22 protein-coding genes and 1 tRNA gene are annotated in these 23,148 nt (G+C 35.5%); 11 read left to right on the forward strand and 12 right to left on the reverse strand.

Features of this window, described 5'->3' with window-relative positions; genetic code table 11:
- The first annotated feature begins 469 nt into the window (after positions 1–469).
- The 3 genes from DB895_RS01700 to DB895_RS01710 all read left to right on the forward strand — a co-directional run bounded on the left by DB895_RS01700 (position 470) and on the right by DB895_RS01710 (position 3,316).
- Positions 470–1,045, forward strand: coding sequence for a YceI family protein (locus DB895_RS01700; protein WP_166426916.1), 576 nt, complete (start codon positions 470–472; stop codon positions 1,043–1,045).
- A gap of 66 nt (positions 1,046–1,111) precedes the next feature.
- The gene (locus tag DB895_RS01705; protein WP_116723602.1) at positions 1,112–2,500 is read left to right on the forward strand and encodes a hypothetical protein; all 1,389 of its coding nucleotides are present in this window, start codon (positions 1,112–1,114) and stop codon (positions 2,498–2,500) included.
- Between the two features lie 195 nt (positions 2,501–2,695).
- Positions 2,696–3,316 carry a YceI family protein gene (locus DB895_RS01710; RefSeq protein ID WP_116723603.1) on the forward strand — a complete coding sequence of 207 codons (621 nt, stop codon included), beginning with the start codon at positions 2,696–2,698 and terminating at the stop codon, positions 3,314–3,316.
- 49 nt (positions 3,317–3,365) lie between these two features.
- Here the strand turns inward: DB895_RS01710 and pyrF are convergent, their stop codons facing one another.
- Entirely contained in the window at positions 3,366–4,232 is an 867-nt protein-coding gene (gene pyrF, locus DB895_RS01715; RefSeq protein WP_116723604.1) for an orotidine-5'-phosphate decarboxylase, read from the reverse strand.
- A 129-nt stretch (positions 4,233–4,361) separates the two neighbouring features.
- Positions 4,362–5,438, reverse strand: coding sequence for a peptide chain release factor 1 (gene prfA / locus DB895_RS01720; RefSeq protein WP_116723605.1), 1,077 nt, complete (start codon positions 5,436–5,438; stop codon positions 4,362–4,364).
- Between the two features lie 316 nt (positions 5,439–5,754).
- Between prfA and DB895_RS01725 the strand changes: the two genes are divergently transcribed.
- The 3 genes from DB895_RS01725 (at position 5,755) to DB895_RS01735 (ending at position 9,235) form a co-directional block, all read left to right on the forward strand.
- Complete coding sequence (locus tag DB895_RS01725; protein WP_116723606.1) at positions 5,755–6,228, forward strand: DUF6265 family protein; 474 nt, start codon at positions 5,755–5,757, stop codon at positions 6,226–6,228.
- Positions 6,229–6,423: 195 nt separating this feature from the next.
- Positions 6,424–8,685 carry a TonB-dependent siderophore receptor gene (locus tag DB895_RS01730; RefSeq protein WP_116723607.1) on the forward strand — a complete coding sequence of 754 codons (2,262 nt, stop codon included), beginning with the start codon at positions 6,424–6,426 and terminating at the stop codon, positions 8,683–8,685.
- 1 nt (position 8,686) lies between these two features.
- Complete coding sequence (locus DB895_RS01735) at positions 8,687–9,235, forward strand: PepSY-associated TM helix domain-containing protein (RefSeq protein ID WP_116723608.1); 549 nt, start codon at positions 8,687–8,689, stop codon at positions 9,233–9,235.
- A 52-nt stretch (positions 9,236–9,287) separates the two neighbouring features.
- Here DB895_RS01735 and DB895_RS01740 read toward each other — a convergent pair whose 3' ends face one another.
- Positions 9,288–10,751, reverse strand: a complete 1,464-nt coding sequence (locus DB895_RS01740) for an aminoacyl-histidine dipeptidase (protein WP_116723609.1) — start codon at positions 10,749–10,751, stop codon at positions 9,288–9,290.
- 99 nt (positions 10,752–10,850) lie between these two features.
- Here DB895_RS01740 and DB895_RS01745 point away from each other — a divergent pair, with 99 nt between their 5' ends.
- On the forward strand, positions 10,851–11,942 hold the full coding sequence (locus tag DB895_RS01745) for a DUF3810 domain-containing protein (RefSeq protein ID WP_116723610.1): 1,092 nt from the start codon (positions 10,851–10,853) through the stop codon (positions 11,940–11,942).
- Between the two features lie 30 nt (positions 11,943–11,972).
- On the opposite strand, the gene DB895_RS01750 is transcribed toward DB895_RS01745, so the two are convergent.
- On the reverse strand, positions 11,973–13,277 hold the full coding sequence (locus tag DB895_RS01750) for an NAD(P)/FAD-dependent oxidoreductase (RefSeq protein ID WP_116723611.1): 1,305 nt from the start codon (positions 13,275–13,277) through the stop codon (positions 11,973–11,975).
- A gap of 182 nt (positions 13,278–13,459) precedes the next feature.
- On the opposite strand from DB895_RS01750, the gene rimO reads away from it, so the two are divergent.
- Together rimO and DB895_RS01760 are read left to right on the forward strand one after the other, a co-directional pair.
- Positions 13,460–14,773, forward strand: coding sequence for a 30S ribosomal protein S12 methylthiotransferase RimO (rimO, locus tag DB895_RS01755; RefSeq protein ID WP_116723612.1), 1,314 nt, complete (start codon positions 13,460–13,462; stop codon positions 14,771–14,773).
- 43 nt (positions 14,774–14,816) lie between these two features.
- A complete protein-coding gene (locus DB895_RS01760) occupies positions 14,817–15,287 on the forward strand; it encodes a hypothetical protein (RefSeq protein WP_116723613.1) in 471 nt (156 codons plus the stop codon).
- Between the two features lie 186 nt (positions 15,288–15,473).
- Here DB895_RS01760 and DB895_RS01765 read toward each other — a convergent pair.
- The 6 genes from DB895_RS01765 to idi form a co-directional block, all read right to left on the reverse strand.
- Positions 15,474–15,547, reverse strand: a tRNA-Thr gene (locus DB895_RS01765).
- Between the two features lie 73 nt (positions 15,548–15,620).
- Entirely contained in the window at positions 15,621–15,890 is a 270-nt protein-coding gene (locus tag DB895_RS01770; protein WP_116723614.1) for a hypothetical protein, read from the reverse strand.
- 65 nt (positions 15,891–15,955) lie between these two features.
- Positions 15,956–16,918, reverse strand: a complete 963-nt coding sequence (locus DB895_RS01775) for a type I phosphomannose isomerase catalytic subunit (RefSeq protein ID WP_116723615.1) — start codon at positions 16,916–16,918, stop codon at positions 15,956–15,958.
- 106 nt (positions 16,919–17,024) lie between these two features.
- The gene (locus DB895_RS01780) at positions 17,025–17,480 is read right to left on the reverse strand and encodes a peroxiredoxin (protein WP_116723616.1); all 456 of its coding nucleotides are present in this window, start codon (positions 17,478–17,480) and stop codon (positions 17,025–17,027) included.
- A complete protein-coding gene (locus DB895_RS01785) occupies positions 17,480–17,890 on the reverse strand; it encodes a 6-pyruvoyl trahydropterin synthase family protein (protein ID WP_116723617.1) in 411 nt (136 codons plus the stop codon). The genes DB895_RS01780 and DB895_RS01785 overlap by 1 nt, the downstream gene beginning before the upstream one ends.
- A 23-nt stretch (positions 17,891–17,913) precedes the next feature.
- A complete protein-coding gene (idi, locus tag DB895_RS01790) occupies positions 17,914–18,441 on the reverse strand; it encodes an isopentenyl-diphosphate Delta-isomerase (RefSeq protein ID WP_116723618.1) in 528 nt (175 codons plus the stop codon).
- Between the two features lie 244 nt (positions 18,442–18,685).
- Between idi and msrB the strand changes: the two genes are divergently transcribed.
- A complete protein-coding gene (gene msrB / locus DB895_RS01795) occupies positions 18,686–19,246 on the forward strand; it encodes a peptide-methionine (R)-S-oxide reductase MsrB (RefSeq protein ID WP_116723619.1) in 561 nt (186 codons plus the stop codon).
- Positions 19,247–19,331: 85 nt separating this feature from the next.
- Positions 19,332–19,958, forward strand: coding sequence for a peptide-methionine (S)-S-oxide reductase MsrA (msrA, locus tag DB895_RS01800; protein WP_116723620.1), 627 nt, complete (start codon positions 19,332–19,334; stop codon positions 19,956–19,958).
- Between the two features lie 575 nt (positions 19,959–20,533).
- Here msrA and DB895_RS01805 read toward each other — a convergent pair.
- Together DB895_RS01805 and DB895_RS01810 are read right to left on the reverse strand one after the other, a co-directional pair.
- The gene (locus DB895_RS01805; protein WP_133242633.1) at positions 20,534–21,247 is read right to left on the reverse strand and encodes a hypothetical protein; all 714 of its coding nucleotides are present in this window, start codon (positions 21,245–21,247) and stop codon (positions 20,534–20,536) included.
- Between the two features lie 231 nt (positions 21,248–21,478).
- Positions 21,479–23,059 (reverse strand): NADP-dependent glyceraldehyde-3-phosphate dehydrogenase, encoded by a 1,581-nt coding sequence (locus DB895_RS01810; RefSeq protein WP_116723622.1) that lies wholly within the window; start codon positions 23,057–23,059, stop codon positions 21,479–21,481.
- Between the last annotated feature and the right edge of the window lie 89 nt (positions 23,060–23,148).

A 23,148-nucleotide genomic window follows, 5' to 3' on the forward strand; every position in this document is an offset into this window, starting at 1 on the left:
TAAATATAGCCTTTTTTTGAAGAAAACAAAAAGGATAAAAAACAAGAGAGCTATAATAAGGTGTGACAATTAAATGTATCATTTGAAATAACCGTAACCATTTTGAATCCACTTACAAAACTCTAAAGATTTAGACATAAAAAAAATGAGTTTTAATCTAATCTTAAGATTTCATTGAAAGACAAAAAATTAATAAGGGGATTAACAACTAGACAATGCTTAACAAGCTACTAATTATCAATACACTAAAATATTTTCATCATTAAAATTGAATCTTTTTACAAACAATAATAAATTATTTAAATTGTTAATTTAAATGTTATAAGATAAAATTAATCGGTTTTACATCGAAAAAAATTGGAATATGATAATTGTCAGGAAATATATATAATATCCAAAGTACATTTGTATAAGATAATTGACACACTGATTATCTAAAAAACTAAATAATTAACTAAATTAAATGATGATGATTAATTTAAATTTTTCAAAATATTTAACAATCCTTTTTGTAAGTATTATGTCCTACACCCCAAACACCATTATAGCTCAAAATATTGTTCCACAGTCTTCAACAATGAGCATTTTGGGAACCTCCAATGTTCATGATTGGGAAATTAAAGTAGGAAAAATTAATGGGGAATTGGGAACAACCAATTCGAAACAGATTAACACGCTAGTGATAAAAATTCCGGTTCTTTCCTTAAAAAGTGGAAAAAGTATTATGGACGGCAAAACGTATGATGCTTTTGATGCCAAAAAAAATCCTACCATTACGTTCCAACTAATAGAAGCCTCACAAACCAAATTGATGGATAAAGATGCTGAAATACTATTGACGGGAAATCTGACCATGGCGGGAGAAACTAAAAAAATCAGTTTCAAAACCATTGGAAAAATCACAAAAAGTGGAGATTACCAACTAAAAGGCAGTGCCCCTGTAAAAATGACTGATTTCAAAATAAAACCACCTACAGCCTTTTTTGGTAGTATGACCACTGGAGATGCCGTTACTGTTAAATTTGACGTAACATTTAAAGGATAATAATAATCAATACCCTAAATAAAAATAACAAATAACCTAAAATTAATTCATTTAAAAATTCGTATTATGAAAACATTTATTAAAATATCATTAATCATTACCGCCTTTTGCTTGTCAGGCAATATGAAGGCACAGACAACCTTTGGTCACATCCAAAACCAAATCCCACGGGACCAAAGAGGAATTAACCAATTTGACGTAAAAAAAGACAGTGTCGCATTTAAGGGACTTAGTATCGATCTAGGTGCCGCTTTCGCATTGCAGTTTCAAGGTTTAAATTCATTCAATGATCAAAAGGATTTACCCGCAACAATTGTTGGTTATAAATTAAACAATTTGTCTAACAACCTTAATTTACCTACAGCAAACATGACCCTAGGAGCACAATTGTTTGATGGAGTTCGTGTAAATTTAGATTTGTACCTTGCCGCAAGACACCACAATGAAACTTGGGTAAAGGGAGGGTATTTGCAAATTGACAAACTAGACTTTATCCGAAAAGATTTCTTGGCTGATGTTATGAAATACGCCACTATCAAAATTGGGCAAATGGAAAACAACTATGGTGATGCTCACTTCAGAAGATCTGACAATGGGAATGCTTTAGCAAATCCTTTTATTGAAAGCAACATTATGGATTCTTTCACTACAGAACCTGGAATTGAAGTATATTACAACAGAAGTGGATGGGTAAGCATGTTGGGTATAACAAACTCAAAATTAAACCAAAATGTTGGAGAATACATCGCGAAATCTGTTACTGTAGCTGCTCCTAATCCAAACACAACGGTTAGCCCAACCATATTAGCAAAATTAGGATATGACAAACAAATCGATAAAGATTTGAGAGTAAGACTTACAGCATCTTTATACCACTGTGCAAACACTAGTGGAAATTTATACTCCTCTGATAGAGCCGGTAGCCACTACTATTATGTAATGTCTCATGCCGCTTATGCTAACGGAGCCGCACCAGTAACAAACAATATGACCACGGATTTAGCTGCAAACCCAACCACTGGTAGATTTAACCCTGGATTTGGAAATTGGTCAACTAACATTATGATAAACCCATTTGTAAAATACCAAGGTCTTGAATTCTTCGGAACTTTAGAATTTGCTTCAGGTGGAGATAAAGCAGGTGTTGATGATAAACGCACAGTGAACCAATATACTGGAGATGTAGTATATAGATTTGGATCTAACGAAAAATTCTATGTAGGTGGAAGATACGGTACTGTTTCTGGGAAATTAGCAAATGCTGATACTAAAGCAGTAACTGTAAACAGACTTGAAACTAGCTTAGGTTGGTTTATGACAAAAAACATCGTATCTAAATTGGCTTATGTAAACCAAGAATATAAAGATTATGCCCAATTTACAGGTACAACTCCTAATGATTTATACGGTGGTAGTTTTAAAGGTTTAATGTTTGAGGCAGTAATTACATTCTAATTTTATTTTAAAAAAGACCGGTGAGATACCCTCTCGCCGGTTTTTATATATTAAAAAAAATCACTATTTTTATAGTATAAAATCGCCACACTTACAACGAGTTTGTTGCAAACAAACACTGATAAGTAAACGGCGATACCCATACCTGCCCTGTCGGCAGACAGATATGACCTCTGAGAAATATAATTTACATATATGAAAAGGCTTATTGGTTTACTCGTATTAAGTTTCATAATTATCCCTTCTGCATTAGCGCAAAATTTGGTTTCGGTCGAACTTCTTAAAAACAGCTCCCTAACCATTAGCGGATCAACCAACGTAGTGTCATTCAAACTCTTTCAGGATGGCGACAAACTCACCAGAGGCAAATCAACAATTGAAGCTACAGAATCTCAAAACAAACTGTTTTTAAGCCAGAACTTACTTTTTGTTGCGGTTAAGAATTTTTCTTCCTACAACAAAATGGCTTTAAATGATTTTTTACAACTATTAAAAGCAGATACCTATCCCACCTTACAAGTTAGAATAAACTATTTAGACATACAACCTATCTCTGAAAAAGGACAATCCTATAACGGAAATGCACTGGTAAGCATAACCATCACCGGCATCACCCGATATTATTCCATTCCAATTTCCATAAAGGGCAATGGCAATCAATATGTTGTAGATGGAAAGAAAAAAATGACCATTCGTGATTTTGGACTTACACCACAATCCAGAATGATGGGCATGATAAAAGTGAGCGAATGGATCGATATCGATTTTCACATGATTTGTAAAATATCATCCCCTGATGATCTTGCCAAACTTTAGACTTCGCATTTTAATAATATCCATTCAAACAGAAGGAGCATAATTAAAATTATATTCCGATCTGTTTTTGTGTTTTATACAGTATTTCTTCCATTTCTTGTTGCATTTTCAACGCTTCTTCCCTCGATTTTTCAGCGAAATCCCTTCCTTTCGAAGCATAAATAATGGCTCGTGAAGAATTAATTAACAATCCTACATTGGCATTCATTCCGTATTTACAAACTTCTTGAAGACTTCCGCCTTGTGCGCCAACACCGGGAACCAGAAGAAAACTATCCGGAACAATTTTTCGAATATCTGCAAAATATTCGGCTTTGGTTGCACCAACAACATACATCAGATTTTCAGAATTTTTCCAAATTTTTGATGTTTCCAAAACCTGTTTGTATAATTCTTTAGCTCCGCTCTGTTCGGCTTCGCCTCGGGTCCCGCTAACATGCAACGTTTGAAAATCAAACGCACCTTCATTTGATGTCAAAGCCAATAGAATGGTATGTTTATTTTCGAAAGCCAAAAATGGTTCGACCGAATCTTTTCCCATATAGGGTGCAACGGTTACGCTGTCAAAATTTAAATCTTCAAAGAAAGCTTTGGCATACATAGACGAAGTATTGCCGATATCACCGCGTTTGGCATCCGCAATCGTAAAGATTTCGGGATGCTTCTCGTTGATGTAATTGATGGTTTTTTGCAAAGAAATCCAACCTTTTATTCCATACGCTTCAAAGAAAGCCGTGTTGGGTTTGTATGCCACCGCTAAATCGTGAGTCGCATCTATTATCGCCTTGTTGAACTCGAAAATCGGGTCTTCCAATGCTAATAAATGTGGTGGAATTTTATTCAAATCAACATCTAATCCTACACAAAGGAACGATTTTTTGATTTTTATTTGGTCTATTAGTTCAGTAGTTGTCATCGTTGTGTGTTTAACCGCAAAGTTCGCAAAGTTTTTCGCAAAGTTCACAAGGTGTTAAAAAAAATGCCAAACATTTCAGTATGGCATTTTTTAATCTAGTATCTCTTCGTCTATTCTCTTTCAGTCTGCTTAGAAAACTTCACTCGCTTCCTTCAGTTTCTCCATATTGTTAACCAATTGCAATTCGTCAACAATTTTCTGGATGTCGCCATTCATGATATTTCCTAAATCGTACAAGGTCAAACCAACTCTATGATCCGTTACACGACCTTGAGCATAATTGTAGGTTCTAATTTTGGCAGAACGGTCACCGGAACTCACTTGGGAAGTACGTTTAGTGGCATCTTCTTCTTGCTTTTTAGCCAATTCCTGTTCGTATAAACGAGAACGCAAAACCGTCAAGGCTTTATCTTTATTCTTATGTTGCGACTTTTGATCCTGACATTGCGCCACCAAACCAGTTGGAATGTGCGTCAATCGAACCGCTGATTTTGTCGTATTTACAGATTGTCCGCCAGGTCCAGAAGAACAGAAAAAATCGACACGAACATCATTCATATCGATTTGTACGTCAAATTCTTCGGCTTCCGGAAGCACCATAACCGTCGCTGCCGAGGTGTGAACCCGACCTTGAGTTTCCGTTTGCGGTACACGTTGCACACGATGAACGCCAGCTTCAAACTTTAAAGTACCGTAAACGTCTTCACCTGTAACCTCAAAAATCACCTCTTTAAATCCGCCCGAAGTTCCTTCATTCATATCCACAACTGAAGTTCTCCAACCTCTGTTTTCACAGTACTTGGTATACATACGAAACAAATCCCCTGCAAAAATACTCGCTTCGTCTCCGCCAGTACCAGCACGAATCTCCACCATGACATTCTTGGCATCTTCGGCATCCTTTGGTATCAACATGAACTTGATTTCTTCCTCTAGTTCTGGCAATCTTTCTTTTGCTTCTTCGAGTTGCATCTTGGCCATTTCGGTCATATCTGCATCACTCCCATCGGCAATTATTTCGTTGGCTTCATCAATATTGGCCATCAAAAGAACATATTCGTCTCGTTTTTCGGCAAGCGCTTTTAATCCTTTATATTCCTGACTTAGTAGGACGTATCGCTTTTGATCGGCAATTACATCCGGTTGAATAATCAAATCCGAGATCTCGTCGAAGCGTTGTTTTACTATTTGAAGTCTGTCTAACATTTTATTCTTTATTTGGAGTGCAAAAATACAAAAAAGATTGCAGATTTCAGATTGCAGATTTCAGATTTTTTTTAAGGCTTTTTACGGCATTCTGTTTCAAATAAAGTTGAATAAATACCAATTAATATAACAACAAGGATTTCTGCTTCCATTTGGTCTAGTTGGTATTAATTTCATAGTTTTGCAATCCGTTATTAATATTCAAATAGATTTCAAAATCTCATGAAATCACCATGATTCTAAATCAAAGATAACATGAGGTTTGGCAAAACGTAACGATAGCCATCTAGACAATTAAAACCAAAAATACCTATCCATGAAAAAGGCAATTCGCATTCTAGTCCTAATTTTATCGTTCGCATCCTGCAAAAAATCAGAAAAAGCAACGCAAATGATTCATGCCGATTGGTTAATTGGAACTTGGGAAAACAAATCCGAACAAGGCACCCTGATTGAAATTTGGAAAAAAACAAATGATAGCATTTATAATGGACAATGCTATTTCATAAAATCCAAAGACACCTTGCATTTTGAAACCATTCAACTAAAACAAACAGGCGGACGTTTAAATTACATTACAACAGTAAAAGGGCAAAACAATGACAAAGCTGTTGCTTTTAAATTAACTAACGAAACTAAAAAACAAATAACTTTTGAAAATCCGAATCATGATTATCCTAAGAAAATCATTTACAATCTGATTACGAAAGACAGTCTGGTTGCTGTAATTTCAGGAATCCAACAGGGGAAACTCAGTTCCGAACAGTTTTCAATGAAGAAAAGCAAATAAAAAATTCCGTTTTTTCAACTTAATCAAGAATCTTGCTCCATAAAAGCAGGATTTTTTTGGCATATAAAACACTGATAAATAATACTTAAGAAAAAGTTAATAAATATTATTCATATTTAGTCTAAATAAGTTTTGTTAATTCAAATGTGGGTTTTATATTTGCATTGTTATTTTTAATTATTCCAAATAAACAACATGAAACATATTTTACTACTTATTGTCTCCATATTATTTTGTCTATCCGGTTTTGCACAAGAAACGGCAAGTATTAGCGAAAAAACCAATAATAATGAAACCTACTATACCGTTTTGGATACCGTAAAAAACAAAAAAGGAGAAGTCCTTCAAGAAGTTATCATTAATGCAAAACAACAAAAAAACCCTGTATTTGTTGGCAAATCAGGCATAAAACCAATGGATTTACCACAAAGTGTATCCGTTATTAATCAAGCTACATTACAGAATCAGCAAATCGTTTCTCTGACCGATGTTTTGAAAAACACAAATGGTGTTTATATTATGGGAAATACCGGAGGGTATCAGGAAGAAATTGCTTCTCGAGGCTATTCCTTAGGAAGTTCAAATACCTTCAAAAACGGTGTTCGTTATTTTAATGGGATGCCTACTGAAATGAGCGGAATTGAAAAAGTGGAATTCTTAAAAGGAAGTGCTGCCATATTATTTGGGAACGTAACAGCGGGTGGCGTTTTGAATTTAATTACTAAAAAACCAAAATTTAATTCTGGTGCGGATGTGTCCATAGGAATAGGAAGTTTTGATTTATACAAAACCACATTTGATGTTTATGGGGGATTGGGTGATAGTAAAAAAGTAGCCTTCCGTATGAATGGTTCCAATACACAGGCCAATAGTTTTAGAAAAGGAGTGAGCTCAGAAACAAAATATATAAATCCATCCTTTTTAATTAATTTCACGGAAAAAACCTCATTATTAGTTGAAGCTGATTATATCAAAGATGAAAGAACACCTGATTTTGGCGCAGGAATCATCAATTATGAATTGGTGGATTTGCCAAGAGAGCGATTTACAGGTATTTCCTGGGGATACAATAAAGCAGAACAAGCATCCCAAACTACAACATTAAAGCATCAACTGTCTGATAATTGGGATTTATCTTTTGTAAATTCATTTCGATATTACAAAACCGATTTATTTGCCAATGCAAGACCAAATACAGTTTTGGGTACTCCTGCAAATTCAGCTCCAATTCTATCTGTAGATGCAGATGGAAACTGGAAAAGAAGCGTCCAACGCTCTGAAGCAAAAGATAATTATTGGTTACAAGAATTGAATCTAAAAGGAAAATTCAAAACGTGGGACTTGAACCATCAAGTGCTTATTGGTGTAGATACTGACGAGAATAAAACAGTAACTTTGGCTTATAAAAATATGAACTACGATACGATAAACATTTTTACCACTGATTTATCTAGCGCTAGATTTGACATCCCTATGATGGCAAAAAACACTTTGATAACTCCTTCCATAAAAAGAGTCGGTGGGTTTGTTCAAGATTTAATCAGTTTCAATAAATATCTTAAAGTTTTGGCTGGCGTTCGATACAGCTACCAAGATACCGAAAACAATAAAATCACATATACCACTGCACCAATAACAACGGCAGCACCAGTTCCTACAGTAACCGGAGAAAAAACTGACCCCGTCACAAACCAATATGATAGCGCATTCTCTCCAAGATTTGGCTTGATTTTTCAACCAAATGAGCATCATTCTCTTTTTGCCAGTTATTCGAATTCATTTGTTCCAAATACAGGAATAGATTATGCCACAGGAAAAGCCATGGAGCCATCAACTATAAAACAGTACGAAGCAGGTCTAAAAAATGAATTGTTTAAAGAACGCCTATTTGCAAATCTAACCTTGTACCAAATAGAAAATGATAATTTGGCACAGCAAAGTTTGGCTAATGGAAATGCAGATGTAAACATCAAAGAAATGTCTGGCGCCACAAAAAGTAAAGGAGTAGAAATTGATTTGGTTGCCAATCCAGTAAAAGGACTTTCACTATTGGCAGGGTATAGTTTTACCGAAATAAAATACACATCAAGCAACACTTATATTGTGGGTAGCTCTATTTTGTATATGCCAAAAAATACCGCCAATTTGAATTTCAATTATATTTTCAACGATGGAAAACTAAAAGGATTAAATTTAGGGCTAATCAATTCTTATGTTGGAGCAAGAGCGGCTGGTCGTTCAACTCAAATTAGATCTATTTATGACCCAAGAAAACCAGTGGCTTTACCAGACTATTTTCAATCTGATGCTACCATCAGCTATAAATTCCATCAACTTACTTTCAGAGGTAAAATAAGTAATATCTTTGACACCTTGAGCTACAATGTTCACGATGACAATAGTGTGAACCCAATTGCCCCAAGAAATTATGCGCTAACAATAAATTATAATTTTTAAAATGAAAAAAATTAACTTCAGAAATTTACACCGCGATTTAGGCTATTTCTATATCGGATTAATTGTTTCCTTTGCCTTTTCAGGCCTTATGATGAACCACCGGGAATCTTGGCATCCCGATAAATATACCACCAAAACAAAAACCATTGAAGTACAATTACCAGAAGAAAGCGAAATCAATGAAAAATTTGCTGAAGATTTGGGGGGGAAATTAGGCATTAATGACAAGATGAGGCGTCATATGGTAAAAAAAGGAACCTTTAAAATTTCTTTTGAAAAACACGATGTGGAGATTGACATGAAAACCGGAAAAGGAGAAATCGTGTCCTTTATAAAAACACCAATCATAAGCCAATCCATGAGTTTGCATAAAAACAACTCAAATTTCTGGATTTATTATTCTGATATTTTTGCAATCAGTTTAATCATCATCGCTTTAACTGGGACCATAATGATAAAAGCAGGAAAATTTAGCTGGAAAAATAGAGGTTGGAAACTGACCGTTGCCGGAGTTGTATTTCCATTACTATTCCTCATTTTATTTGGTTAAGAAATTAAACAAAAAACTCACTGTAAAAAGTGAGTTTTTTGTTATTTAAAAGCTACCGCTTCATAGGAATGTTCTCCAATATCTCCACCACAAATTTATAAAACTTTTGAGAAGATTTTATACTTGCTCTTTCGTCTGGCGAGTGCGCCCCGTGAATGGTTGGTCCAAAAGAAATCATATCCATATTTGGATAATTAGTTCCTAAAATACCACATTCCAAACCGGCGTGGCAAGCAACTACCTTTGGTTTTTCATTGTTTTGTTTTTCGTAGATTTTAACCAATAAATCTAAAATTTCTGAATTTACATTGGGCGTCCAACCTGGATAGGATCCCGATAAAGTTACTTCGCAACCACACAATTCAAAAGCAGAACGCAAAGCATTGGCTAAATCAAATTTGGAAGTTTCCACAGACGAACGCGTTAAACATCCTATGGAAATTTCGCCGTCCTTAATAATTACTCTTGCCACGTTATTGGAAGTTTCTACCAAATTTTCCATATCGGCACTCATTCTGTAAACGCCGTTATGGGCTGCATAAATCGAACGGATAATTCCTTCTTGAACTCCCAAATCCATTACTTTTTCAGGTAAATCGGTTTTCACGATTTCTATGACCAAATTAGGTTCAGTGGTTTTGAATTCGGTTTTAATATCGCTGATGATTTCCTGCATGTCAAACACATAAGCTTCGTCATACATAGCAGCCACAATGACTTTCGACACACTTTCCCGTGGAATCGCATTTCTCAAACTTCCACCGTTGATTTCGGTAACCTGAAGTCCAAAATTCTCAAATGCGTCAAACAACAAACGATTCATTATCTTGTTGGCATTGCCCAAACCTTTATGAATATCCATGCCAGAATGCCCGCCAGTCAAGCCTTTTACGGTTATGACATATCCTACGGAATCTTCCGGAGTTTCTTCTTCATGATAGGAACGGGTTGCCGTGACGTCAATTCCACCGGCACAGCCAATATCAATTTCATCGTCTTCCTCGGTATCCATATTCAAAAGGATTTCACCTTGAAGTACACCCCCTTTCAGATTCAGCGCCCCAGTCATTCCTGTTTCTTCATCAATGGTAAAAAGGGCTTCAATTGCCGGATGTTTAATTTCCTTGCTTTCTAAAATGGCCATGATCATAGCTACCCCAAGACCATTGTCGGCACCAAGAGTTGTTCCTCTGGCTCGAACCCAGTCACCGTTAACATACATCTCAATGCCTTGTTTGTCAAAATCAAAAACAGTATCGCTATTTTTTTGGTGTACCATATCCAAATGCCCTTGCAATACAATCGCTTTGCGATTTTCCATTCCTGGAGTTGCGGGTTTCCGGATAATTACATTTCTGATTTCATCTTCAAAAGTCTCTAATCCGAGACTATTCCCAAAATCTTTCATGAATTGAATCACACGCTCTTCTTTTTTGGAAGGTCGGGGTACAGCATTCAAATCAGCAAATTTATTCCAAAGCGCTTTGGGTTCGAGATTTCTTATTTCTTGGCTCATTTTATGAATTTTAGTTTGTAACTTCCAAAGTTACAAAGTTTAAATTCTTATTCGATACTAATTGATTTGTAATTATATTTACGGTTCAAAAACAATCCCGTGAAACGAAAATACATCCTCCCCTTTTTGCTTCTTGTTCAAATTATTTTCCTGCAAATCGTTTCGTTTTTTCCGGAATACATTGAGCATTTTTACAGCAATGGGGTGTACCCAATTATTTCCGGTTTTTTGAGGTTTGCGTTTGGCAAGATTTTCTTTTCTATTGGAGATTGCATCTATTTCTTATTAATTTTCTTTGTTTTAAGATGGTTTTGGAACAAAAGGACATCTTGGACCCGAGGAGCAGCTGAACCGAGCGGAGCTAAATCCAATTTAAAAAACAATATTTTACAAATTCTAAGTTTCTTTTCCGTATTCTATTTTTTGTTTCATTTACTTTGGGCATTCAATTATTACCGCCAACCCCTTTTTGAAAAAATGAAAATCAACACCGAATATTCAGATGCTGATTTGTTATTATTTACTCAAAAATTAATAGCAAAAACGAATACCATTCAACATCAAATCACAAAAAACGATAGTTTAAAAATTGTATTTCCGTACTCCCAAGAACAAACATTCAAAATGAACTTGGATGGTTACAAAAATTTATCTGATGAATATTCTGATTTTAAATATTCGAATTTAAGTGTAAAAAAATCGATTATCAGTTTGCCGCTATCTTATATGGGATTTGGAGGATATTTAAATCCATTTACCAATGAAGCTCAAGTAAATTATTTGGGACCTTTGTTCAATTTTCCCACTACAACCTGTCACGAAATGGCGCACCAAATAGGATATGCAAGCGAGAGCGAATGCAATTTTATCGGCTTTTTAGCATCCGTTAAAAATGAAAATTTGTATTTTAAATACTCAGGATATAGTTTGGCGTTGCGCTATTGTTTGGCTAATTGGGGAATTCGAAACCCAAAAACTCTGAAACAATTGCTACAAACCATTCATCCCGGAATTCTAAAAAACTATCAGGAAAGCGAAGAGTTCTGGAAACAATACGAAACACCAATTGAAACGGGTTTCCGGATTTTTTATGACAATTTTCTAAAAATGAATCAACAAAAAGATGGCATGGATAGCTACAGTAAATTTGTAGATTTGATGGTGAATTATTATAGAGAAAGAGAACTATAAGCTAAAAATAAACATACAAATTGCAATTATTTACACTTCATCGCTTGTAAACGTAACAAAACTTTTCTTTTTATACGGACGAATAATTAACCGTCCCTCACGATCAAAACGAATGTAATTGTATATCCAATTTAAGAAAACTACCGCTTTATTTTTGAAACCAATCAGCGAAACCAAATGTACGAACATCCATACAAACCAAGCAAAAACACCACTGAAATGGTAGTGGGGCAAATCGACTACCGCCTTGTTGCGTCCTATGGTAGCCATGGATCCTTTGTCGTGATATTCAAAAGGAACCATATTTTGTTTATGGATTAATTTTATAATATTTTCTCCTAATAGTTTGCCTTGTTGTAAAGCGGGTTGCGCCATCATGGGATGTCCTTCCGGATAATTGTCCAATTCCATCATAGCAACATCGCCCACAGCAAAAATTGTGTCGTATCCTTTTACCTGATTGTACTGATTTACCCGAATGCGTTTTACGTTTTCAACCAAAGATGCTGCGTCAAGCCCCGAAACTAATGCGCCTTTAACTCCAGCCGTCCAAATTACGGTGGCCGTATCAAAGGTCAAATCGGAATTTGTAGTTATGGTTCTACCATCATAATTCGTGACACGAACATTTTTCCAAATTTTTACCCCTAAATTTTTCAAAAAATCTTCTGCTTCCTTTGAAGATTCTTCACTCATGGTGTTCAGAATTCTGTCACCACTCTGAATGAGATTGATTTGCATTTTCTTGATGTCTAAATCGGGATAATCCTTTTGAAGAATGGCTTTTTTCATTTCGGCCAATGCTCCTGCGAGCTCTACCCCTGTTGGCCCACCACCAACAAGTACAAAGTTGATGAGGCTGCTTTTTTCAGAACTGTCTTTGATAAGAACGGCTTGTTCAAAATTTTCTAAAATTAAACTGCGAATATTGAGCGATTGTGGAATGGTTTTCATAGCCATCGAATTGCGTTCTATTTCCTTGTTGCCAAAATAGTTGGTTTTAGAACCCGTGGCGATTACGAGATAATCGTAATGCAAGTCTCCTATTTCAGTTATAATTTTTTGCTTTTTGGTATCGATTTCCGCTACTGAGGTAAGCCGGAAATAGAAATCCTTGTATTCCTGAATTATTTTCCGAAGGGGATAAGCTATAGAACCCGCTTCCAGTCCGCCAGTTGCCACTTGGTATAGAAGGGGCTGAAAAGTATGATAATTGTGTTTGTCTAAAAGCACAACCTGAACATTTTTATCTTTTAATTCTTTGGCTAATGCAATGCCTGCAAAACCTCCGCCTATAATTACTATTCTTGGATTTGTAGCATTTGGGATGTTCATCTATTTAGGTTCTAAGTTGCAAAATTCAAAGTTACAAAGTTTTAGCTTAAAAAATTTATGATTCGATTGCATAATTTACGTATATCGTACAAAAAATATGATGCCTAATGCCTTTAAATATTGCTAAACCATGGTGCATCTAATGATAAAAAACGTAATTTTGTAATCCAATTTTTAAATCTATGAGAACCAAATCGTTAAAGAAAAATAAAATCAATGTAATCACCTTAGGATGCTCTAAAAACGTGTATGACAGTGAAGTACTGATGGGGCAATTGCGTGCCAGCGGAAAAGATGTGACCCATGAAGCTCCTGCCGAAGAGGAAGGAAACATCATTGTGATTAATACCTGCGGATTTATTGATAATGCCAAGGCAGAATCCGTAAACATGATTTTAGAATATGCCGATAAGAAACAACGCGGCTTAGTCGATAAAGTTTTCGTAACTGGATGCTTGTCTGAACGCTACAGACCTGATTTAGAAAAAGAAATTCCAAATGTAGATCAGTTTTTTGGCACAACCGAATTGCCTGCTTTACTCAAAGCATTGGGTGCCAATTATAAACACGAGTTGTTGGGAGAGCGAATAACGACTACTCCAAAAAATTATGCTTATTTAAAAATTGCCGAAGGCTGCGACAGACCGTGTAGCTTTTGTGCCATTCCTTTAATGCGTGGGAAACACGTTTCTCAAACCATTGAAAAATTGGTTAAAGAAGCCGAAGGCTTGGCTAAAAATGGTGTAAAAGAATTGATTTTGATTGCCCAAGATTTAACCTATTACGGGTTAGATATATACAAAAAAAGAAATCTTGGAGAATTGCTCGAAGCTTTAGTAAAAGTGGAGGGAATCGAATGGATTCGTTTACATTATGCCTTCCCTACTGGATTTCCGATGGATGTATTGGAAATCATGAAACGGGAGCCAAAGATTTGCAATTACATTGATATTCCCCTGCAACACATTTCAGATTCTATTTTGAAATCAATGCGTCGGGGAACCACACAAGAAAAAACAACCAAATTATTAAAAGATTTCCGGAAAGCTGTTCCCGGAATGGCAATTCGCACCACATTAATCGTGGGGTATCCTGGAGAAACCCAAGAGGATTTTAATATCTTGAAAGACTTTGTTCAGGAAATGAAGTTTGACCGAATGGGCTGTTTTGCCTATTCTCATGAAGAAAATACGCATGCCTACTTATTGGAAGATGACGTACCTGATACTGTAAAGCAAGACCGTGCAAATGAAATCATGGAATTGCAATCCCAGATTTCTTGGGATTTGAACCAAGAGAAATTAGGCAAAACTTTCAGATGTATTATAGACAGAAAAGAAGGTGGTCATTTTGTAGGAAGAACAGAATTTGACAGTCCAGATGTGGATAATGAAGTCTTAATTGACGCTTCAAAACATTATATCAAAACGGGCGAATTTGTAATGGTAAAAATTATTGAAGCCACTGAATTTGATTTGTATGGCGAACCTGTTTAATTCTAAAACCTATCGTTTTATACCTTTTTTTAAACGTATTAACATGAAAACAATTCAAAAGATATTGTCCGGTGCTTTTATAATATTGTTCATTACTACTACTTCCGCTCAATATGGCAATAATGGTTATGGGAATCGTTATGGAGGAAGCAACAGAATGAGCCAAATGAACTCCGGAATGAATCAGGGAAGCCGTCAGGAAACCAAAAAGGAAGTTCCGATTGAACTAACTGTTGGTAAAATAATGGATAACTTAAAAACGGAACTAACCTTAGACGAACTTCAGGTAATAGCCATTTCAAATATCATGACCGAGAGCGTTAAAACACAGGAGGTCTTGATAAAAAAAGAAGGGTCACAGGAAGACAAACTAAAAGAAATCCAAGCTTTATCAGAAACTACCGATTTGAAAATCATGTACTTGTTGTATAAAAATCAAAAGGAAAAATACAGCAAGCTCATAGAGGAACGAAAAAAGAGAATGGAAATGATTTCTGAAAGAAGAGGCCATTGAGACAGTAGCCACTTTCGGATTAAGTCCAAAAACTATAGGGAAATTTTAAAGCCAATTTACACATTATTTAGGGTAACCCGGAAAACTTCTTATAAATTCAATATCAGAAAAAAGGACTTTCTGAAAAGATTGACTACTACTCAAAAACAAAAAAACCATCACAAAATGTGATGGTTTTTTACTCTGAGCCGGTGGAGGGACTCGAACCCACGACCTGCTGATTACAAATCAGCTGCTCTAGCCAACTGAGCTACACTGGCGGTATTACGGGTGCAAATATAGAAGTGTATTTTATATTTGCAAAATAAAATCACACTTTTTTATTGCTTTTTTTTATTGCAATCCGTTGATTTTAGCAATCAATTGATTTGCAGCTTGTTCTAATTCTACGTTGATTTGCTTGAAATGCGCTTTTTTATCTTCTACTTTCTTAGCGTTCACTTTAGTGATTAATACATCAAAAGCAGCAATTGCTTCATCGATCAATGCATTAGTGGCTTCGGTTGGTTGTCCGGTAGAGGACATTTCAAATAAGTAAACCGCTTCTATAATATCTCCTAAAACGTAGTTGATGTCTTTCTTTAAATTTTTAACGTTTGCCATGGTATTCTATTTTTTTAAATTTCTTATTTCGGGTGCAAAAGTACACATAAACTTTGAATTTGAAACTATTTAATATAAATTTCTAAGACAGAAGCTTTTCCGTTTAGATTCAATTCGGGAATGCTTGCCGGAATTAAAACCGTATCGCCTTTTTTGTAGTGATTCACGATTCCGTTAATTTCAATTGTAAAAGCGCCTTCGGTACACATATAAACTGTAAATGAATTTCCGTTTTTAGTAACCTCAAGGCTTCCGTTTAGCGGAATAAAATTGGTAGTGAAATAGTGGCAGTCCACTACTGCATTTGATTTGTTTTCCGTTTTTTCATAATTCCTTTTAGCCTCCACTCTATTGTAATTGATGGCATCTAATGCTAAATCGACATGCAATTCCCTAGTTTTTCCCTGAGCATCTACCCGATCAAAATCATACAATCTATAAGTAATATCCGATGTTTGCTGAATTTCCGCCACCACTAATCCTGCTCCAATGGCATGTACGGTTCCCGTTTCCAGAAAGAAAACGTCTCCCGATTGTACATGAACGGAATCAAGGATTGTGAGTAATGTTTTATTATTTAAATTTTCGACATATTCCTTTGCATTCGAATTTTCTTTGAAACCTACAATGATACGCGCATTTTCATCGGCTTGCATGATGTACCACATTTCCGTTTTTCCAAAAGAATTATGGCGTTTTTTTGCCAATTCATCATTGGGATGTACCTGAATCGATAAATCTTCTCTGGCGTCCAAATATTTAAAAAGCAACGGGAATTGTTTTCCAAAACGGCTATAGACTTCAGTACCTAAAAGTTCATTCGGAAACGCGTTAATGATTTCAGTAAGGGATTTTCCTTTTAATTCGCCATTCGCAATGATGCTCACATCGCCTTCTACGGTAGATAATTCCCAACTTTCTCCTGTTATTTCAGAAGCAATCGGTTTACCAAGTTCCGTTTTTAATTTTGTTCCTCCCCAAATCCTTTCTTTAAGAATGGGGTTAAATTGTAAAGGGTATAATTTCATTTTCTTATTATTTATTTGGTAATGGCAGAAAGTTATTCCTAATTTGTGTGTTCTACGAATAGACTATTTAATTTAACAGTAGGCTAATATATAAATAAATCGGAAACTATATGTTTTTCTGGAGAATTTCTAATGCTTTCTTAATGTGAATTTTGCCCGACATGCTATTAAAAATCAGAATAATTTTTCCGTTTTTATCAGCTACATAAGTTGCTCTTCCAGGAATTAATCCCAGTAAATCATTAGGGACTCCAAAAAGTTTTCTGATTTTTTTATTCTCATCGGATAAAAGCAGAAAGGGCAATTGGTATTGCTTGCTAAATTTTTGATGCGAGACGACACTGTCACTGCTTATACCAATAATTTCGGCTCCCAAATCCTTAAAATCCTCGTATTGATCGCGAAAGCTGCAGGCTTCAGCAGTGCAACCAGGCGTATTGTCTTTTGGATAAAAATACACAACCACTGGTTTTTTTCCAACAATAGTTTGACTGTCAAAATCGGTTCCATTGGTATCTTTTGCCTTAAAATTTGGAAGTGCATCTCCTACTTTTAATGTCATTAATCACCTTTATAGGTTACAAAATTACGGGGGGTTTCATAAAGAACAACTTCCAAATCAAATTCTGGCTTGATTCTTTTTCGAATCTTATTCCAAATCACAACTACAATATTTTCCGCTGTTGGATTTAGATTTTCGAATTCTGGAACGTCCAAATTGAGGTTTTTATGATCAAATTCGTTTTCGACTTCCTCTTTAATGATGTCCGTAAGGAATTTTACATCCATAACATATCCCGTTTCCAAATCAATTGCACCAGTTACACTTACAATCAGTTCGTAATTGTGTCCATGAAAATTAGGATTGTTGCATTTCCCAAAAATCAAATCGTTTTTTTCAAAAGACCAGTCCTTTCGATACAATCGATGTGCTGCGTTGAAATGGGCTTTTCTAGATATGGTTACTTTCATTAAAAGGGAGGCATTTAATAATTTTAAATCTTGTGATCTTCTAAATAATGATAAAATTTATCAAAGATAATCTTGAACCAAACCGTATATATTTCTGGATGAAGCAGTATATCTTCTTTTACATCTTCTATTCTCATCCATTTCCAGTCTTCAACCTCTTCCCGGTTAATCGTTGGATTTTCATTAAAATACCCAATCATGACATGATCGAGTTCATGTTCTGTCAATCCGTTATCAAAGGGGGCTTTATAGATAAAATGAAAAAGCGCTTTTAAATCCGTTTTAAATCCCATTTCTTCAAACAATCGCCTGCTTCCTGCATTAATATTGGTTTCGCCGTTGCGTTGGTGGCTACAGCATGTATTCGTCCATAATAGCGGAGAATGGTATTTTTGGTGTGCTCTTTGTTGCAACATGATTTCATTATCTTTATTCAAAATAAAAACAGAGAATGCCCGATGTAAAACAGCCTTTTTATGCGCTTCCAATTTTGGCATCAGTCCGATTTGCTCATCAAATTCATTCACTAAAATAACTTCTTCTTCTTTCATGGTTTTTTATGATTGTCAAAAATACAAAAAAAGTAACGCTGTTCGTCAGGATTTTGAATTTGTGAAAAGTTTAACTTGTGTTTGACTACGAATTAAACCGATACTATTCTTAAATTTATAAACATTTTTCGAAGCAACAAGCAAGTGTTAAATTATACATAAAGAAGACCCCAATTGTAAACTAAATGACATTTTCAGCGTTACTTAATTAGTAATTTTGTATCGAATGTAAAACCAAGAATTTATGAAAAACAGAATATTGCTTTTTAAGGTAGTAATAATGCTTCACATGTTCCTATTTCAGGCCTGCGGACAAACCGTAAACAAAAAAATCGAACCCAAAAAACCGAATACAATGGAAAACAAAACGGATAAAATCAAAAACACGTATTACTCTCGCACTAGCACCGAAAAACTCACTATTACTGACGAAGAATGGGAAAAAATATTACCGGAAGCTTTGTATCGGGTTGCTCGTAAAGCCGAAACCGAAAGAGCCTTTACCGGAAAACTTTGGGATTCCGAAACAAGAGGAACCTACTACTGTGCCGTTTGTGGCAATAAATTATTCCGATCGAATCAAAAGTTTACCAGTAGCTGCGGCTGGCCCAGTTTTTTTGAACAAGAAAACAAAACGAGTGTTGTTTTTAAAAAAGACAACTCCTACGGAATGCAAAGAGTTGAAGCCCTTTGTGGCAGATGCAACAGCCATTTAGGACATCTTTTTGACGACGGCCCTGCTCCTACCGGAAAAAGATATTGCATGAATGCAGTCTCTCTGGAATTTGAACCCGACACCAAATAAGATACAATCACTAGGATCCCAAATCGCTATCAATAGCGAAAATTGGCGATATCCAATTCGTTTAAAAAACAAAGAGTACCTTCGTATGAAAAAATTAATTCTAATCTGCCTCCTTGCAGTAACATCTGTGTTTGGGCAAAAAAATAACGCTGGCAAAATGACAAAAACATCAAATCTTGAAACCATAACCCTTGGCGGGGGCTGCTACTGGTGCGTGGAAGCCATTTATGAAAACTTAAAGGGAGTAACAACTGTCATTTCTGGATTTTCGGGTGGTAAAACAAGCAATCCAACATATGAAGACGTTTCCACTGGGAGAACGGGTTATGCAGAAGTAGTTCAAATCACTTTTGATAAAACCGTAGTTAGTTTAGACGAAATCTTCAAAGTATTCTTCACCGTTCATGACCCAACCACTTTAAACCGTCAGGGTGCAGATACCGGAACACAATACCGCTCCGTGATTTTTTACAAAAATGAAGAACAAAAACGGGAGGCACAAACCATAATTAGTGCTTTAAAGAAAGAAAAAGTTTATGATAGTCCCATTGTAACGACATTAGAACCGTTTACAAAATTTTATAAAGCGGAAGAGTACCATCAGAATTATTATGAAAACAACAAAAACAAAATGTATTGTCAAATGGTGATTCAGCCTAAACTGGAGAAGTTTGAAAAGATTTTTAAAGCCCGATTGAAAAACAAACAATAGTTTCCAGTTCTTGGGCACTTCCTATTCTATTTCTCTTAAGGCATTTGAAAGGTAAATCCCAACAGTCATGGGCACCCGTTTAATGGAAACTAAGAATTAAAAGGAAAAGAAATTTTTACCTACTGGTATGAAAATCGACAGTGAAAAAGTTTCAATTCAAGTGGTAAAAATTATTGAGTAAGAAATGCACCAGCAGATAAAGCAAAACTGCAATCACTGCAACGGATATAAGAAAACCAATTAAATTCAAAATAATATTTGGAAACACCCTTAATTTTGGATGTATATAATAGGGTTCCTGATGCAGTCTTTTGTGAATTTTATCTCTAGTTATTTTCATTTGATGGTTTATTATTTTAATACTTCTAAAATTGGAATAACGCCAAGTCTAACTTGGACAACCCCCAATACAACTTTTTATTGTCCTTCTAAATTAGGCAATTAATTTAATATACTGATCGCTAAAATCAAAAAAGAGGATTATCACAATAGAAAATCCCCTTTTGGGCTTTGTCCTTTTTTTAGAGACAAAATGCAATTAAAAGTACCGAATCCTTTATGAATTGACAAATAGGTTACTCCTCTATTGTGTAGTAAAACAGTTGCGGAGAACCTTCAACACCCGCCTCCTTCATCAATTTTTTCTTTGCTTCGGAGGTGATGCTTGCCTTCGCTTTTTTCATATCAGTAATTGCAAAAACAATAGTCACTACATTGGGATCCTCAATACCTCTTGCCATTCCTCTATCAATGAAACCTTCGGACATCCTTTTGGCTGTACCTTCGGCATCATAAACTTTGAGCCAAGCGTCAAAATCTTTCACGCGGTGCGTCACCATCAATCGCTCTTTTTGCTCAATTTTTGAGTCATCATTACGTATTACATCAAAGTAAGAAAATTCAGGCTTACCTACGACACCAGCATTTTTCATGGCCGTTTTAAGGAAGGGAAGTGCACTAAAATCTTTTGCTTTCATTAAATCGTTGAATTTGTCCACCGTCAAAATCATATTTGCATCTTCGATACCCTTTCCTATGACATAATGCTCAATACCATAGACTTGTCTAATAGAATCATGTGCGTCGTATACTTTTCGCCATTTACCATAATCAGCAACCTTGTGCTTAATCATTATAATTTTAAAAGGCATGAATACCGCAACAGCCGCAACAGTATCCTCTGTTTTTAGAGGTTCTGTTTTCTCCATTTTGTTGTTTTTACAGGATAAAAATGCAAGGGCAAAAACGAATACTAAAACGGGTCTTACTAGAGTTTTAACGTTTATCATCTTATTGTTTTTTAAATTGTTTAACATCATAAATATAACAATAATTACTGAATATCAAATCATTACATTTTATTATATTTATTTAAATACAAAAAACAGAATAAAAAACTGTCTTTTCTTATATCCTAATTCACCCCGTTTTCATGGCATTTTACAATTCCAAAACTAATTTACATAAAAAAAACCGTCATATTAAAAATATGACGGTTCAATTTAAATCAAAAAAATCTGCTACAAAATATAGTCGGTATTAATAAAATTCGATTCTTTGCTATTTAACAAAGCCTGCAAAATCTCATTATTGTAATCGTTGTCTTTTGAGGCAACAAAAGTTCGGATGGAGAAGGAACGCAAAGCATCATGAATACTCAAAGTTCCCACAGCAGAATCTTTTCTTCCGGTAAAAGGAAAAACGTCCGGCCCTCTTTGGCAAGAACTGTTTAAATTTACACGAGACACTAGATTTACCAGAGTATCAATAAGTGGCGCAATGGTTTTGATATCCTTACCAAACAAGCTTACTTGTTGTCCGTAATTGGACTCGGCCATATCGTTCAAAGGCTCTTGAATATCCTTAAAAGTGATTACCGGAACCACGGGACCAAACTGTTCTTCATGGTACACACGCATTTCCTTGTTTATAGGAAACAAAACGGCCGGGAAGATATAATTAGCAGAATGCTGTCCGCCTTTTGCATTGATTACCTTTGCCCCTTTGCTCGTGGCATCATCTATTAATCCTTGGATATATGCTGGCTTTTCTTTTTCGGGTAGTGGCGTCAAAGAAACTCCTTTCTCCCATGGATTCCCAAAATTCAAGGCATCAACTTTACTGGCAAATCGTTTGTTGAATTCTTCCACAATTGATTCATGTACGTAAAGTATTTTCAAAGCGGTACAACGCTGACCGTTGAAAGACAAAGACCCGGCAATACATTCTTGAATAGCCAAATCTAAATCAGCATCAGGTAAAATGATGGCAGGATTTTTAGCTTCTAAACCCAATACCAATCGCAACCTGTTTTTATTGGGATGCTGATCTTGCAAGGCAATAGCCGATTTACTGTTTCCTATCAAAGCTAATATATCCACCTTTCCGGATTTCATCACTGGAGAAGCAACTTCTCGGCCTCTACCATACAAAATATTGATCACGCCTTTCGGGAAACTGCTTCTAAAAGCTTCTAACAAGGGTGAAATTAACAAAACACCATGTTTAGCAGGTTTGAATATTACTGGATTCCCCATAATCAATGCCGGGATCAGCAAAGAGAAAGTTTCGTTCAACGGATAATTATAGGGCCCAAGACACAATACAACACCCAAAGGACCTCTACGAACCATGGCATTGATTCCTTGAACTTTAGAAAAATGAGCGCTACGGGCATTTAATTCCTTATAACTTTCGATGGTATCGTAAATATATTCTACCGTTCTGTCAAATTCCTTTTCCGAATCCCCGAGTGTTTTGCCAATTTCCCACATCAAAAGTTTAACCACTTCACTGCGTGTATTTTTCATTTGCGTTACAAATTTCTCCATACACTTAATGCGATCAACTACTTTCATGGTGGGCCACAAACCTTGTCCGTTATTAAAGGCTACGTCAGCGGCTTCAACGGCTTCCAAAGCTTCCGTTTCTCCCATAAAAGGAATGGAGCCCAATAGCGTAGGTTCGTATTTTTCTGTTGAAGAAATGGTGGAAAATACAGGTGTGGTTTGTCCTGTCCATTTTTTTAATTCACCATTAACTAAATAAGTATCTTGAATAATTAGTGAGCTAATTTGAAACTCTTCTGGTATTAAATTCATTTTTAAAAATTTTTGATAAAAATACAACTATTTCATCTAACAATATATTATCGTTTTGCGCATTGCATAACATTTAAATAAAAATTATT

This window comes from Flavobacterium psychrotolerans, assembly GCF_003097635.1.
Taxonomy (GTDB): domain Bacteria; phylum Bacteroidota; class Bacteroidia; order Flavobacteriales; family Flavobacteriaceae; genus Flavobacterium; species Flavobacterium psychrotolerans.

Excerpts from the sequence above, each read along its gene's own strand:
- DB895_RS01700 (WP_166426916.1), top strand. The coding sequence starts at position 470 with ATGATTAATTTAAATTTTTCAAAATATTTAACAATCCTTTTTGTAAGT.
- DB895_RS01705 (WP_116723602.1), top strand. The coding sequence starts at position 1,112 with ATGAAAACATTTATTAAAATATCATTAATCATTACCGCCTTTTGCTTG.
- DB895_RS01710 (WP_116723603.1), top strand. The coding sequence starts at position 2,696 with ATGAAAAGGCTTATTGGTTTACTCGTATTAAGTTTCATAATTATCCCT.
- pyrF (WP_116723604.1), bottom strand. The coding sequence starts at position 4,232 with ATGACAACTACTGAACTAATAGACCAAATAAAAATCAAAAAATCGTTC.
- prfA (WP_116723605.1), bottom strand. The coding sequence starts at position 5,438 with ATGTTAGACAGACTTCAAATAGTAAAACAACGCTTCGACGAGATCTCG.
- DB895_RS01725 (WP_116723606.1), top strand. The coding sequence starts at position 5,755 with ATGAAAAAGGCAATTCGCATTCTAGTCCTAATTTTATCGTTCGCATCC.
- DB895_RS01730 (WP_116723607.1), top strand. The coding sequence starts at position 6,424 with ATGAAACATATTTTACTACTTATTGTCTCCATATTATTTTGTCTATCC.
- DB895_RS01735 (WP_116723608.1), top strand. The coding sequence starts at position 8,687 with ATGAAAAAAATTAACTTCAGAAATTTACACCGCGATTTAGGCTATTTC.
- DB895_RS01740 (WP_116723609.1), bottom strand. The coding sequence starts at position 10,751 with ATGAGCCAAGAAATAAGAAATCTCGAACCCAAAGCGCTTTGGAATAAA.
- DB895_RS01750 (WP_116723611.1), bottom strand. The coding sequence starts at position 13,277 with ATGAACATCCCAAATGCTACAAATCCAAGAATAGTAATTATAGGCGGA.
- rimO (WP_116723612.1), top strand. The coding sequence starts at position 13,460 with ATGAGAACCAAATCGTTAAAGAAAAATAAAATCAATGTAATCACCTTA.
- DB895_RS01760 (WP_116723613.1), top strand. The coding sequence starts at position 14,817 with ATGAAAACAATTCAAAAGATATTGTCCGGTGCTTTTATAATATTGTTC.
- DB895_RS01770 (WP_116723614.1), bottom strand. The coding sequence starts at position 15,890 with ATGGCAAACGTTAAAAATTTAAAGAAAGACATCAACTACGTTTTAGGA.
- DB895_RS01775 (WP_116723615.1), bottom strand. The coding sequence starts at position 16,918 with ATGAAATTATACCCTTTACAATTTAACCCCATTCTTAAAGAAAGGATT.
- DB895_RS01780 (WP_116723616.1), bottom strand. The coding sequence starts at position 17,480 with ATGACATTAAAAGTAGGAGATGCACTTCCAAATTTTAAGGCAAAAGAT.
- DB895_RS01785 (WP_116723617.1), bottom strand. The coding sequence starts at position 17,890 with ATGAAAGTAACCATATCTAGAAAAGCCCATTTCAACGCAGCACATCGA.
- idi (WP_116723618.1), bottom strand. The coding sequence starts at position 18,441 with ATGAAAGAAGAAGAAGTTATTTTAGTGAATGAATTTGATGAGCAAATC.
- msrB (WP_116723619.1), top strand. The coding sequence starts at position 18,686 with ATGAAAAACAGAATATTGCTTTTTAAGGTAGTAATAATGCTTCACATG.
- msrA (WP_116723620.1), top strand. The coding sequence starts at position 19,332 with ATGAAAAAATTAATTCTAATCTGCCTCCTTGCAGTAACATCTGTGTTT.
- DB895_RS01805 (WP_133242633.1), bottom strand. The coding sequence starts at position 21,247 with ATGATAAACGTTAAAACTCTAGTAAGACCCGTTTTAGTATTCGTTTTT.
- DB895_RS01810 (WP_116723622.1), bottom strand. The coding sequence starts at position 23,059 with ATGAATTTAATACCAGAAGAGTTTCAAATTAGCTCACTAATTATTCAA.